The sequence below is a fragment of the Novipirellula caenicola genome (assembly GCF_039545035.1).
Classification (GTDB): domain Bacteria; phylum Planctomycetota; class Planctomycetia; order Pirellulales; family Pirellulaceae; genus Novipirellula; species Novipirellula caenicola.
On sequence record NZ_BAABRO010000004.1, the window covers coordinates 567240 to 580032 of the forward strand.

The 12793-nt window shown below is 55.2% G+C and carries 12 protein-coding genes; 1 reads left to right on the forward strand and 11 read right to left on the reverse strand.

Annotated features, from left to right (window positions below; all coding sequences use genetic code 11):
- Window positions 1-10: 10 nt before the first annotated feature.
- From ABEA92_RS11690 to ABEA92_RS11730, 9 genes are all read right to left on the reverse strand, one after another.
- Complete coding sequence (locus ABEA92_RS11690) at window positions 11-2503, reverse strand: methyl-accepting chemotaxis protein (RefSeq protein WP_345684003.1); 2493 nt, start codon at window positions 2501-2503, stop codon at window positions 11-13.
- A 32-nt stretch (window positions 2504-2535) separates the two neighbouring features.
- Entirely contained in the window at window positions 2536-3150 is a 615-nt protein-coding gene (locus tag ABEA92_RS11695) for a chemotaxis protein CheW (protein ID WP_345684004.1), read from the reverse strand.
- Entirely contained in the window at window positions 3147-4688 is a 1542-nt protein-coding gene (locus tag ABEA92_RS11700; RefSeq protein WP_345684005.1) for a CheR family methyltransferase, read from the reverse strand. Before ABEA92_RS11700 ends, ABEA92_RS11695 begins: the two co-directional genes overlap by 4 nt.
- A gap of 13 nt (window positions 4689-4701) precedes the next feature.
- Window positions 4702-5295: a chemotaxis protein CheW gene (locus ABEA92_RS11705; RefSeq protein ID WP_345684006.1), complete on the reverse strand. Its 594-nt coding sequence runs from the start codon at window positions 5293-5295 to the stop codon at window positions 4702-4704.
- Window positions 5296-5501: 206 nt separating this feature from the next.
- Entirely contained in the window at window positions 5502-6458 is a 957-nt protein-coding gene (locus ABEA92_RS11710) for a DUF1559 family PulG-like putative transporter (protein WP_345684007.1), read from the reverse strand.
- Window positions 6459-6663: 205 nt separating this feature from the next.
- Entirely contained in the window at window positions 6664-7464 is an 801-nt protein-coding gene (locus tag ABEA92_RS11715) for a sirohydrochlorin chelatase (protein ID WP_345684008.1), read from the reverse strand.
- An 18-nt stretch (window positions 7465-7482) separates the two neighbouring features.
- Window positions 7483-7869: a heavy-metal-associated domain-containing protein gene (locus tag ABEA92_RS11720; RefSeq protein ID WP_345684009.1), complete on the reverse strand. Its 387-nt coding sequence runs from the start codon at window positions 7867-7869 to the stop codon at window positions 7483-7485.
- A 90-nt stretch (window positions 7870-7959) separates the two neighbouring features.
- Complete coding sequence (locus tag ABEA92_RS11725) at window positions 7960-8982, reverse strand: DUF3500 domain-containing protein (RefSeq protein WP_345684010.1); 1023 nt, start codon at window positions 8980-8982, stop codon at window positions 7960-7962.
- A gap of 199 nt (window positions 8983-9181) precedes the next feature.
- Window positions 9182-10597 carry a Gfo/Idh/MocA family oxidoreductase gene (locus ABEA92_RS11730; protein ID WP_345684011.1) on the reverse strand — a complete coding sequence of 472 codons (1416 nt, stop codon included), beginning with the start codon at window positions 10595-10597 and terminating at the stop codon, window positions 9182-9184.
- A gap of 304 nt (window positions 10598-10901) precedes the next feature.
- Here ABEA92_RS11730 and ABEA92_RS11735 point away from each other — a divergent pair, with 304 nt between their 5' ends.
- Window positions 10902-11309 carry an SseB family protein gene (locus ABEA92_RS11735; protein ID WP_345684012.1) on the forward strand — a complete coding sequence of 136 codons (408 nt, stop codon included), beginning with the start codon at window positions 10902-10904 and terminating at the stop codon, window positions 11307-11309.
- A gap of 85 nt (window positions 11310-11394) precedes the next feature.
- Here ABEA92_RS11735 and ABEA92_RS11740 read toward each other — a convergent pair whose 3' ends face one another.
- On the reverse strand, window positions 11395-11811 hold the full coding sequence (locus tag ABEA92_RS11740) for a hypothetical protein (RefSeq protein WP_345684013.1): 417 nt from the start codon (window positions 11809-11811) through the stop codon (window positions 11395-11397).
- A gap of 100 nt (window positions 11812-11911) precedes the next feature.
- The gene (locus tag ABEA92_RS11745; protein WP_345684014.1) at window positions 11912-12373 is read right to left on the reverse strand and encodes a HugZ family pyridoxamine 5'-phosphate oxidase; all 462 of its coding nucleotides are present in this window, start codon (window positions 12371-12373) and stop codon (window positions 11912-11914) included.
- Window positions 12374-12793: the final 420 nt, after the last annotated feature.

Sequence of the window (12793 nt, forward strand, 5' to 3'; positions counted from 1 at the left end):
CAGGCGATGATCAAATCTCCGTTAGTGAAGCGAGTTCATTACTGAGTCCGTTCAAATTGCGGGCGGATTCTTCGATTAGCTGTACGGCACTAAGGCTTTGTTTGGTGACGGTGTCAATGTCGCGAATGCCTTCGTTTAACTGCCGCACCCCGGCCGCCTGCTGGTTGGCCGACGCCGAGATTTGCGTGGCCATTTGAGTGGAATCGGCAAGGGTTTGTGCGAGGGTTTTGATCACTTCGCCGGCTCGCGACGTGACGTCACTGGCTTGGCTAACGGTGTGGGTGCCATGTTCGGTCGACAGCACGGCGGCATTGGTTGCCGATTGGATCTCGCTCAAGATCGAGCGGATTTGCGCGGTGGCGCGTTTGGATTGTTCGGCCAACGATTTGACTTCGGCCGCAACGACAGCAAAGCCTTTTCCATGTTCGCCCGCACGCGATGCTTCGACGGCAGCGTTCAGGGCAAGCACATTGGTTTGTTCAGCGATGTCGTTAACCGTGGCGATGATTTCGCCGATCGCTTGGGCCCGTTCGGCAAGCGACAGCATGTTTTCCGCGATCGATTCGACTTGTCGTTTGACTTCTTCCATCGCGGTGACGGAACCTTCGATTGCCGTTCGTCCTTCGTTACCCACTTCGTCGGTATGACGAGCGGCTTGTGCGACCTCGTCAGCACGTTGGGCAGCTTGGGCCGCGGTCTGAGCGATCTCTTCGGCGGTGGCGACGACCTCGGACACCGTCGCCGCCTGTTCCTGGGCGCCCGCGGCTTGCTGGCTTGTCGTGGCCAGAATTTCTTGCGTGGCAGTGGCAAGTCGCTTTACGGCGTCACGAATCGCACTGAACAATTTGCTGCGTTCCAGTTCGTTGCGTTTTCGTTCGGCGATGTCCTGTAGCGTGGCAATGTAGATTTCATCACCTGCGTAATTCATTGCCACCACTCGCATCAGCAACGGGATCTCGGATCCGTCTCGGTGCCGACCCGTCACTTCGGAACCTGGGCCAAGCCGACGGACTTCACCCGGTGCTAAGTGGTGCAGCGATGGATGCGACGCGTCGTTGCACAACGACGGCGACAATCGGGACGCGTTTTGGCCGACCAATTCGTCCTCGCTGTAACCAAACATCTCTCTTGTCGCACTATTGCAAGACAAAATGATGCCTTCACGGTCAAGCGACACGATGGCATCGGCGGTCGAGTCGATCGTCGCCTGCGTTCTGGCTTTTTGGTCCTTCGCATCGGCGATGTGTCTGCGAAGCGATTCGGTCATTTCGCGAAAGGACGTGTTGAGCTGGATGACTTCACCCGCACCAAGAATCTGGGGCATGGATTTGTCAATTTGGCCACCGGCGATCTCATCCGCAGTGCGGGTCAGCGTTGCCAATGGGGCCGCCAAACGTGCGGCGAAAAAGTAGCTGGCCGTCAAGACGCCGATCATGATCAACGTCCCTGTTAACAGGAACCGGTTTCGCAAATCCGTGACGCTCTGCAGCGCCGACTCGCCGTACTCGCTGGTCGTGACGCCCCAGAATCGAGTGTGGTCACTAGGGTCATAAAACACGCGAGTGAACGTACCAAGCATTGATTTGTTATCGGGACGGTCCGCGGCTGAAACGTAAATGGCTTTTGCGTTATTACCAAATTGTGTGCTCACGTCATCGTTTTTCAGTAAGCGTTCGGCACGCACCGGTCGCAGTTGATCAAACCGATCATTGCTCAATGCGGTCGCATCACTATTGCTGCTGCAATACAGGAATTGCATGGTGTTATCGACAATTTCAATGACCTGTTCTGGGTTCACCCGGTCGCCTGCAAGCGTCTCGACGGCGTTAGAGAACACGCGGTCGCCTGCCAACGTGATCACGAAAACGCCCCGGAATTCTTCGTCCGTTTGATTGTTTGACGTGCTAAACACCGGTGTGCAGACGTGGATGATCGCGTTGCCTTGGGGGTTTAGTTCCAGCGGCGAAACATAGACGTTGCCTTGGGGAAGTTCACGTGTTTTTAGAAAGTAAGATGCATCTGCGATATTGCGGATCTGGTCCGTTTCCAATTCGTGGCCGCCGCGTCGCGAGACCACTCGCATCACGCCTTGCCCCGTTGCGTCATAAAAGGCGGATTCGATTCGCTCGTTGTAGGCACGCATTTCGGTGGTGATGATTTGGGCGAGCCGGTCGATCCAAATTTGAATATTCGATCCCGTTTGCACGGGGTCTTGGCCTGGGTTTAGTTCGTTGTCCCAGCAACGAATGATGCCAGGGATCGGCGGGTAGCTTGGGATCGCCAGCGTATCGGCGCGTGAACGCGCCAACGTGCTTTCCAGATTGCTGGCGATTTCGTTGGTTTGCGCCACCATCTTTTCAAGTGTCATGTCGGTGACAATTTCTCGACTCTTTCGAAACGCTAGCGTTCCGAGCGTCAATAGCGAGATAAGAATCGCTAGCCCCAGCAAGACTGATATTTGCCATCGCAGTGATAGTTTGCGAACGTGTTCTGCCAATCTCATGCCGTTGCCTCAAACGTTGCGGAGCGAACGCTTCACTCACATTGGTCTACATACAATTCTTCGCATTCAAGCAGTGCTTCGCCGTCGAGCACAAGCAAACCGTCCCTGCTGCACCCGAGCATTAAATCACGATACCCTCCGGCGACTCCCATCGGTTCAAGCAGTTCGTCGTGACGCAGCGCCACCACATGATCGATGCCGCTGACTCGAATCGCAAATTCTGGCCGATCGCGTCCAAGCACCAAGGCCTGTAATTTGGGTTCCTCGTCGACCGAGATGCCCAACAGTTTGCCTAGGTCGATCACGGTGGTGACCTCGCCGCGAAGATTGGTCACGCCTACGAAATGCGGCTCGAGCTGAGGAATCGGAGTGATCGCGTTAGGGAAGGTCAGCTCGAGTACAAATTCTGAACCGATCGCAAACTCTTCGTTGCCGATGCGAAACCGTACCACCTCGAGTGCTTCGCGGTTGTCGAGCGTTGGAGTCGGCACGCGAGCAAGTAGCCGGGCCCGCTCGTCCAAGATCTTGGCGGACTGTTCCGACGGTAGACTCTCGGAATCGAGCAACGTTTTGCTGGATTCTTCGAGACGGCGTTTGGCAGCGTCCCAATCGAACGTTTTGGTGAGTTGATTTTCAGCTGCACTCATGGTGTTTTCGCAAGCAGATCTCGGATTTTGGTCATTTGTGATTCGGCTGCCGCCGCTGTCACCGCCGCTGTGTCCTGTTTAGAAAAGGGGATTAACGATTGAGGGTCTTGCTGGTTACACAATTTCAATGCGGTCTCGAAATGACGATAGGCAACCTTCCATTGTCCTCGCCTGAATTGGATCGAGCCAGCTAAAAATTGGCACATCACGTTACTTCGCTCCAAAAACAAGGCCCGTCCGATGGCCCGTGCAGCTTCGCCAATCTCGTTCGCGTCCATCAGCAATCGAGCCCGCAAGTAATGCAATTCCGTCGCGAGTGGATGCCTCGCTACCGCTTCGCTACAAGTTTCAAGTGCGGCGGTGGCATCCAGGTTCGCTTGGCTGCGCACGTGAATCACACAGGCGTCGGGGTGATGAAGATGATCCTTGGTCAATCGAAACGCCGTAGTGTAGTCGCCGGCGGCAAGCGACTGCCTCGCCTCGGCCATGACACGAATCGGGGCGGGGACCTTGGGGTTTGATGGCAACGTTGGCGGCGACGTTGACGGCAGTGGGGCCCGCAGTGAGCTGGGAGATTTAGCCGGTTCCGCATTCGCGGCGGACCGGTGATCCGTGGGGATCCGAGGGGGAACGTTGGACGGCGTGGTTTCTGGGTTCCGCTTGGTTTGGGTTGCAGAGTGGGGATCTGCCGTCACGTCGCGCGTCCCTGCTTTTCGAACGCTAGGCCGCTGATAGAACGTGCCGTACGGTGTGGTGATTGCGGCAAAGTTGCTGGCGTGAATTAGTGATGGATCTCCCGAAGCCGTGATCAACCAACCCCCGGGCACCAAACACTCATACAACCGATTTGCGATTGCATCGATCGTTTCGCGTTCGAAATAGATCAACACATTGCGGCACAAAATCAAATCAAAATTTCCAATCCCGGCACTTGGATTGGGGTAATTGTCGCAGGCTAGGTTCAGGATTTGGAATCGAACGTGCCTGCGAACCTGCTTGCTTAACTCATAGCGTTCGCCCGGTTGGGATGCATGCGTTTGCACCAAGTAGTTAGCGACCTGAGGCATCGCACCGCCGCGAAAGGACCATTCGCGATAACTTGCGCGTCGCGCCTTGGCAATCGATTCGACCGACAGATCGGTGCCCAACACGTCCAAATGCTGCCTCTCTTGTTCACACAAAATTGCAAGCGAATAAGCTTCTTCGCCCGAGGCACACGCCGCAGACCACGCTCGTAAGATGGTTGAATCACCACGGCGTGAACGCAGTTCAGGAATGATTTGATGGCGGATGAAATCGAATTGTTTGGGTTCACGGAAAAAGTAGGTCTCGCCCACCGTGATCTCATCGACCAATTCGTCATAGATCTCGGCGCTGCTTTGAATCAAGCCAATCAGCTCAGCGGAATCACTGATTCCAAGGCGTTGCATCAGCAGCGAGAGAGTGCGTTGGATCGAGGGTCGTTGGTCGCTGCGAAACGAAAGTCCGGTGCGTTGTTGGATGACGGCAAGGACGTTACTCAGTTCGCTGTCGTTCACCACGCGGGCTCCATCACGTCGTGTATTCGGTGGCAACGACCGACGCGGCAAGTTCTCGCACGTCTCTCATTGCGTCATCCAAATACAACGTCGTCGGTTCGATCACTTGGACGACTCCCAAGTGCGTCTTGGCAACCGTGCGAAGCAAGCGTGAGGGTGGAATCATCGACGAGGATGCCTTGGTGGTTTCCGCAGTGGTCGCGCGGATTGCCGTGTGGTCTTTGTCGTCTCCGTTGTCGGTCTCTGCACTGTTGTCAGCTACTGTGTCGCTGTCGGTCACCGTTTCACCGTCAGTCACCTCACCGTCATCGGGGCGGATCCGCAGCAGGTCCACGGCGTGGTCGACGTGCCAGGCGAACTCGCAATCCGCGACCTTGATCACAATCAAATGATCGCTCGTGCGAATCGTCGATCGGCCTAGCCCCAGCAGCCGTTTGGTATCCAGCACCGGTATCACATGGCCGCGAAGATTGACCAAACCCATTACTGCATCCGGAGCTTTGGGAACGGGGGTCAGCGACACGGCTCGCAACACTTCCCGAACATAGTGAGCCTCGACGCCAAAGTGACGTTGTTCACATTGAAAGACAAGGATTTCGAGTTCCATGGTCGGCGGCTTTTGCGATCAGGCTAAAAAACGAAATCCGACAAAGCGGACTCGCGTTCTGCCATTCTACACCCCTTGGTCCACGTCGGATGTCCGAATTTGCGATTCGAATGACGCTTTTAGGGAGCCCCATGCCAAGATGGCCCCATGCTGAGATCAATGGCTGCCGAGATGGATGGATGCGAGGATCGCGATCCGAGCGTTGGTCAAAACGACTCAGGAACTTCGTGCCCTTGGATCGACGCATTGGCTTTATGGATTTCCAGATCGATGCTGAACGTCGCCATCTTGACGGATCCGTCCAGCATCAGCACGTTCCAGCCGGCTGGATGAGCGCTGCCGAAATCATGGCATACCAAGCAATCGTTCATGCGGTCCAGCATCGGAGGCCGCACGGCATAGCGAGCATACGTGCTTGGTGTGTCATCGTCGCGGGGGTCACCGCAAATGGGCATTTGATCGCCTTGGCAAATGCCGGTGGTGTAATGGTTGGGATCCATTGCTTTTTCGCCAACCGCGTAGGTGGCACTCAGTCCGTCCAAAACATCTCGTGCACGGGTGGATCGGCCCAATTGCCAAACCCCGCTTTTTTCAACTCGGATCATGCGATCGCTCAAAGCTTCGCTGGGGTCGAGCTCACTGCCGCTGCCCGCTGATATGGCATAGTCCGTGCGTGCCGCCTCGCTGCCGTAATGCGATTGATAACGCGACATCAGCGGATAAGGGTGAGCATCGCGGCGCGACGGACAATGCAGCATGGCAACCGAAGATTGGATCGTCTCGATCCGCTCGGAGGTCAACGTTGCATTGGGCGTTTCCGCGATCCGAGACAACTTTGCCGCCAATTCGTTCTGTTCGGAATAGGCCAACGTTTGAGCAATCCAATTTGCTCCGGCCATCGCGAGCTTCGGTTGATTGCGATCCGGAAAGTAAACAAGCTGCGGCTTTGCCTCGCCCGCGTACCCCGGGAATTGGCGAAATCCGGTTGAGTAATTGTGAAAGCTGAGTCCGATTTGCTTCAGGTGATTTTGGCACTGGATGACGCGTGCCGCTTCACGAACCGACTGCACCGCCGGCAACAGCAAACCCACCAGTATTCCGATGATTGCGATCACGACCAACAGTTCGACGAGCGTGAAGGCGCGGTGGTTGGTTTGTCGCATGGCACAGTCAGGGGTGAAGTGACAATCGGAATGGCGATGGGGTTTCGATACCGCCGGTTCAAACACGATTCATGCAGCGACGCATCAATCATCAGCGACATGTGATCGAAAGCCGGTTCACTATAAAGGGGGGCAACACACCATCGCAAGCATTTTTTGTAACGAGCCAGTCGCTCATTGCGGCGATCCGCACTCGAGATGCGTCTTACACGTGAGCAGTGTTCTCAGTGATACGCGCCGCGATTGATTGGGCGACCGATTCATGAGGTCCCAGATACGACGACAAGCGGATTTCGACGTCGGGATACTTGGCTTGGGCTTGCGTCACGATCGCTTGAATCGCTTGAAACAAGCGGCCATCAAACAGCAGATGAGGATGAATCAGGATTTGGCGACTGCGTCGGGCCAGATGGTCGAGGGTTTCGGCAAATGGGGGTTGCGCCATCGCATAGAACGAAGTGGATGGATTTTTGATGCCTAGCCGATGAGAAACCACTTCGCTTAACACTCGCATGTCGGCTTGGGCACACGGATCGTGGCTGCCCCGGCCGACCATCATTAACGTGATTTCATCGTCCGGATGCGTGAACTGGCGGCGAGATGCACGCAAGTGGCTGCAAACCAAATCCACCAGCGCCGCTTGCCGTGAAATTGGCCGTGTGTGGGTAAACGACACATGCGGTGTTGCCGCTTGGCACTTTCGCACCAAGTCCGGAATGTCCTGCTTGGCGTGGCCAGCGGCAAATAACAGCAGCGGAGCCACGCGGATTTCGGTGACGCCTTGGCTGACCAACCGATTCCATGCGACCGGAATCGTCGGCTGCTGAAACTCGAGCAAGCTCGGTTGGACCAGCATGGCCGGAAGCTGGGTTTGCAGCTTGCCGGCGAGTTCAAAAAACTGCTGCGTGCCGACTTCGTCTCGCGTACCGTGTCCCACTAACAAAACGCCGATCGGTTTTGCGTTTGGTTCAATCGGATCGCTCGGGGCAGGTCGAAGCTCAGGCACTGTCATTGTCAGACGCGACTAGTGCACGACGTCGGATTTGGAGAAGCCTTCCTTTTCCAAAGCGGTCAGAGCTTGGCCGACATCAAAGCCCGGTTTGTAGTGCACGATCACTTGTCGATTGTCGATGATGCCTTCTTCTTTCTGTGCAGCCAACTCGACGGTTTCCACCGCTTCGGTGTTTTCCAGTACTTCCTTGACACGGGGGTAGCACGACACCGAGCAGTGCATTTCAGGAACCGCAAGCGTCAGCGTTCCTTCGTCGGCCATCACTTCGCTGGACACCGTTTCGGTCTTCGCACTGGCCACTTCGTTTGTGGGTTGTGCCGGGTTAGGGGGCATTTTTGCAATAGCCACCATGATGATAACGGCGGCAAGGGCTGCGATCGCGTAAGCAATTCCACGCATAGAAGGTCTCTCTGAATCAATGGTAAATCGTGAAAGGAAAAAGGGTAAAAGTTTGGTTTGACTGTAGCGTGCATGCCGCCCGCGACAAGATCAGCTGTTCGTTTTTACGCTTGGATCATCGGCAACGTTGACCCACACATGGACGTGAGGAGCCCCGCGATAGTGCCATACAAAGGCGGGGCCTTCAAGACGCCAATTGTCCCAAACCTTGTCGTTACCGATGTCGTGGTCTTGGTAGAACGCCAATTCGCAGGCTTCGAGTCCACCTTGGCTCTTTAGGCATTTGACCACTTCGTCGCGATCACTTTGGCGATACATCTCGACCAATTTTTGCAAAACCGTTTGCAGGTGAGCTTGTTGATCGGCCGACATGTCGGACACCGGCAATCCAGTTCGTTTGCCTTGTTTGCCACGAAAATGAACGTTCTGTTCGCGTGGTGTCTTTGCGACCAACGCTTCTTTTTGTTGCCGTCCGTCGAGCATTTTGTACAGCTCATTTGCGGCGAGAGCTTGGTCCCAAAACACATTGTCGATGTGATTTGCACCTTCGTTGAACTCCGGCGCGTGGCCATAGAAGATCGGCCCGCCGAACGCGACGTGGTCGGTCGAATCGCCATCGCAGCGCAATGTCATGTGGCGACCCGTCATCACCATTTCGAACTTGCCGTTGCCGGGAGTCCCAAAAATCGCAATGGATTGTTCGTTTCCAAATCCACCAGCGTCGTCTTCGAGTTGTTGGTAGTAACGCTGGTGCCAATCGGGATGAATGATCGATTCAAAGGTTTGCTTGATCAGGTCACGCTGCTCGTCGCTATAGAAGTCGTCGTTGATCTCGTGCTTGGTGATGTTCCAGTTGTTGGCAACGAAGGTACGCAACAAACCTCGTTTGGGATCTTGGTGATTCCAGTCGAAACAGACATCGGCACGCTGTTTTTCGCTGAGCGTTTCGTACAGTCGGCCTACCAAGGTTTCGGCAGTTGGCGTTGCTTCGGCTGTTTCTGCTGCAGAAGAAAGCAGCGGGGTGGCTGCGGCGCCCGCGATCGCAGCACCTGCGATGGCTGCGGAGCTGTGTCCCAGAAATTGACGACGGTTAACGGCGTGAGGATCGTTCATTGCGTGGTCCAAATAGGTATGGGCGAGAGAGGGGCGAAGGGCGGGCTCGAAGCCGAACTTCGCTATTATAGGGGGCGTGGACCGGCCGAGGAAAGCAAATGCGGTTAGCAAATCGCTTGAAATGCAAAACAAAAACGCCACAGAGGAAGTCAGCTTCCCCCGTGGCGTTTCGCTTGATTCTTAGTCCTTCATCAAGATGCTAGCTCTTCACTGGCTTTCGCATCTCAATTTCATACCCTTCGCGATAAGGACGTGCCAAGAAGCTGTTGGCTTCTTCGTCACCCACGATTTGCTCCTGTGAATCGTCCCACTTTAGATCGCGGCCAAAGCGAGCCGAGATGCCTGCTAGATGGCAGACGTTCAGCATTTCCATGTGCGAATGGACATCCGAAATCGGTTCTTTGCGTTCGCGAACACAGTGTAGGAAGTTGGCCCAGTGTTGTTTGCGTCCGTTGTGTTCCATCGGCAAGCCCTTGTAAACCTTGGAAATCGCGTCATCGGGCAACGGGTTGCTTGCCAAATCCTCGACGGGTTTACCGACCAATTTGCCACGATTGACAAAGATTTTGCCCTTGGTTCCCGTGATCAAGACGCCGTTATCGGTGTCGTTGCGAATGATCATTTCGGTACCGCCGGGATACTGAACGTTGAACTGGAACCCGGTTGCCGTGTTGTAACGGTCGTTTTGGACAGGGAATCCATTTTCAAATTCAACGGGGTGTTTCGCCGTCCCGCCGATCGAGAGCGGTCCTTCGGTTTGACCGTTTAACTTGAGTGCCCAGTTACAAATGTCGACGTGGTGTGCACCCCAGTCGGTCAGTTTTCCGCCCGAGTATTCGTACCACCAACGGAATTCGTAGTGACAGTTCGTATGGGCTTGTTTGCCCTGTTTGCTGTAGCGGTAATCGACCTTCGGCGCCGGGCCGAGCCAGCGGTCCCAATTCAAGTGCTCAGGCACTTCGGCGACCGGGATCTCGGGGCTCGACGGAGCACCGCCGATCGCGGCTTGAACCTGAGTGATCTTGCCGAGTCGGCCTTCGGCAACAATCGCCATCGCTTTGACGAACAAGTGGAACGTGCTTCGTTGCTGCGTGCCGACCTGCACAATTCGCCCAGTGTCTTTTTGTACCTTGCGGATCAATTTGCCTTCGTCGATGGTCAACGTCAGCGGTTTTTCGCAGTACACGTCTTTTCCTGCCAACATCGCTTCGACAAGCGGCTTGGTGTGCCAGTGGTCTGGCGTGGCAATGTGAAGGACGTCGATATCGTGGCGATCCAAAATCTCCCGATAATCTTCGTAGGTGTCGGCTTTTCCATCGGCAAAGCGTTGATTGAATTTGTCGCTGCGAGTTTTGTCGACGTCGGCGACGGCCACCACATCCAACCATTCTTTGGCAGAATCGATGTTCCCCGTGGCCATGCCCCCGGCACCAATCACGCCGATCGTCATCCGGTCGTTCTTCGATTTGGTTTCAGCCGCTTGCGATTTCGCACCGCTGAAAAAATAGGGAGCGGAAGTCGCCGCACCCACCACCGCGCTCGTTTTCAAGAATTCGCGTCGTCCATTGCTTTGAACGGTTTGCTCCGAAGAGGGGGTGCGTTTGTGACGATTCATGGGGTATTAGCCTGTCTCACTTGGTGAAATGGAAGAGTTTTGGGTGTCCCGGCAGTATATCTGAATTCAGCAACGGCGGAACAAGAATCGGACGCAATGACGCAGCCAGGACGAGGAACGGTTTGCATTGTGCCCCGAGGGCCCGATGACGGCTTCGGTAATCCGAAATTTGGCGGCATTTCCTCCAATCCAGTGGGGGAATCTCTGGCATCTGCTATCGAGAGGCTCGGCGTGATACACTTGGTGATTGACAATTCGAAAGCATTCTTTCCGTTTCTTCAACTTTTTACCGAGCCACGCGTCCATGACCTTTCAATCCCACATCCAAGCTTTGGATGCTGCGATCACCGAACGCAACGCAAAAGAAATCCGTTCTATTCTGCTTGGACTTGATTTCGTGCTGATCAATATTGACGACGAAGATGAGGGCGATGGTGACGAAGAGAGCATGGGAGCGTTGACCGCCGAGATCGAAGATGCGGACGTCTTGGTCGCCTTCAGTTCCGAAGAGAATGCGGGACTGTTTGTCGGCGAGATGGGCGATCTGTTCAGCGAGGAAGACGAAGTGCAAGGGTTCGTCGTCGACGGCGAAACGCTGCTCGAGTTCTTGCCCGAAGGGTTTGGTTTACTGATCAATCCAGAAACCGAGTTCAAACAGATCATCGATCCGGACCTTGCCGCCGAGATCCTCGAGCTGGGCGAGCCGGAATAGGGGCGAGTCCGAATAAGGGCGATCCCGAATAAGGGCGAGCCGGAAGTAGGGGCGATCCCGAGTAGAGAGCGATGCGATCGCCGGTTTACGATGTCGGTTTGGGTTTCACCAAACAGTGAAATCCCACGCACGGCTCTTCGTCTTCTCGCTCATCCGCCGCGGCTTGCAGCAGTTCTTGCACCTGTTGCAGTCGCGTGGGATTCAATGCTGCTGAAACCACACGCTGCTGACCATCGTCGCCGATCACCACCGTGGTGATCACCGCGACCGTGTCTTCGTGTTGCAGCGCCGTGATGATGTGCTCGCCCACCTGTTGTTCGGCGTTTTTGATGGTGGTGACAAATTGAGCGATCTGTTGCGAGTTCACGTCGTTGGTCACTTGGCCCGAACGCGACCGTGATTTTTCGTTGATCTGGATCTCCTCGACCGATTCGTCTTGAGACGGGGTGTCGTTGGCAGGATCGTCGTCGCTCGAGTGGTCGTCCGATGGGGAAGCGTTCATGCACCAAGTCCAATGTTGCTGTTAGGTAAGAACGAAGCGAAGTAAACGGAGCGAGGCTGATTCGCTCGGACGTTTCGCTTCGTGGGGCGTCGAAACAAGCTCAGCGGTTGCGTAGCTCATCCGCCGTGATCGTTTCAATCCTGCCGAAGCCGGTAATCAAATGCGCTTCGTCGATGTCAAAACGGTAGAAGGTGAAATCGTCGAAGTCGGCATACACGGTCGCATGAGGATGTTTTCCAAGAAAGATCTCACGTGCCACCTCTTCTTCGTCTTTGGCGATCCGCACACAGCTTCCACACAGCGAGACGCGTGCCCCGGCGAGCGGAGCGATTGTTTGGTCACATTCCTCGACAACCATCAGCGAGCAGCGGACGCTGTGACTAAGGTTTTTGGTGTGTTGGGCTAAGCCGCTTAGCAGCATCAGCACCGACGTGGGGCTTTGCGAAGCGATGGTCACCAAACTCACAAACGGCGAGTTGTCTTCGTTCAAAGTTCCAAAGCTCGCTGTCAACGCGTTTTCGGTGATCACGACAACCGTGTTCGCATTCGCAACTTTTGTCATTTTATTTCCGTCATTTCAGTGAAGACAAATCCTGTGCTTGGCACCTGATTTGGAAGGAGAAGAGGGGAGCAGGTTAACAGTATTCACTCGGACTGCAAATCAATACTTCATATTTGCCGACGGTTTATTCTAGCTGGCGGAATGCGCGTTTGCACAAGTTGTCCCATTTGAAAACCAGCCGTCCAGCGTCGTTCTGTCGGGCGGCCGATTTGCACCGTCGAGGTGGTTCCATCGAGCGACGTTGGTGGCCGGATGCCTCGCCCCGCGGGGCTGTGACGCCAAATGGTTCGCTTCCGCTGCCATCACTCTGCGAATCCACGTGTGGCGGTCGATGCCCGACGAAGGATAACGACGACGGATCATCTCGCAGCGACAAAGCGATGTTGCGGGAAATTGGCGGAAATCGCTAAGGTGTGCCAA

Excerpts from the sequence above, each read along its gene's own strand:
- ABEA92_RS11720 (WP_345684009.1), bottom strand. The coding sequence starts at position 7,869 with ATGCGTGGAATTGCTTACGCGATCGCAGCCCTTGCCGCCGTTATCATC.
- ABEA92_RS11690 (WP_345684003.1), bottom strand. The coding sequence starts at position 2,503 with ATGAGATTGGCAGAACACGTTCGCAAACTATCACTGCGATGGCAAATA.
- ABEA92_RS11745 (WP_345684014.1), bottom strand. The coding sequence starts at position 12,373 with ATGACAAAAGTTGCGAATGCGAACACGGTTGTCGTGATCACCGAAAAC.
- ABEA92_RS11735 (WP_345684012.1), top strand. The coding sequence starts at position 10,902 with ATGACCTTTCAATCCCACATCCAAGCTTTGGATGCTGCGATCACCGAA.
- ABEA92_RS11695 (WP_345684004.1), bottom strand. The coding sequence starts at position 3,150 with ATGAGTGCAGCTGAAAATCAACTCACCAAAACGTTCGATTGGGACGCT.
- ABEA92_RS11730 (WP_345684011.1), bottom strand. The coding sequence starts at position 10,597 with ATGAATCGTCACAAACGCACCCCCTCTTCGGAGCAAACCGTTCAAAGC.
- ABEA92_RS11705 (WP_345684006.1), bottom strand. The coding sequence starts at position 5,295 with ATGGAACTCGAAATCCTTGTCTTTCAATGTGAACAACGTCACTTTGGC.
- ABEA92_RS11725 (WP_345684010.1), bottom strand. The coding sequence starts at position 8,982 with ATGAACGATCCTCACGCCGTTAACCGTCGTCAATTTCTGGGACACAGC.
- ABEA92_RS11710 (WP_345684007.1), bottom strand. The coding sequence starts at position 6,458 with ATGCGACAAACCAACCACCGCGCCTTCACGCTCGTCGAACTGTTGGTC.
- ABEA92_RS11740 (WP_345684013.1), bottom strand. The coding sequence starts at position 11,811 with ATGAACGCTTCCCCATCGGACGACCACTCGAGCGACGACGATCCTGCC.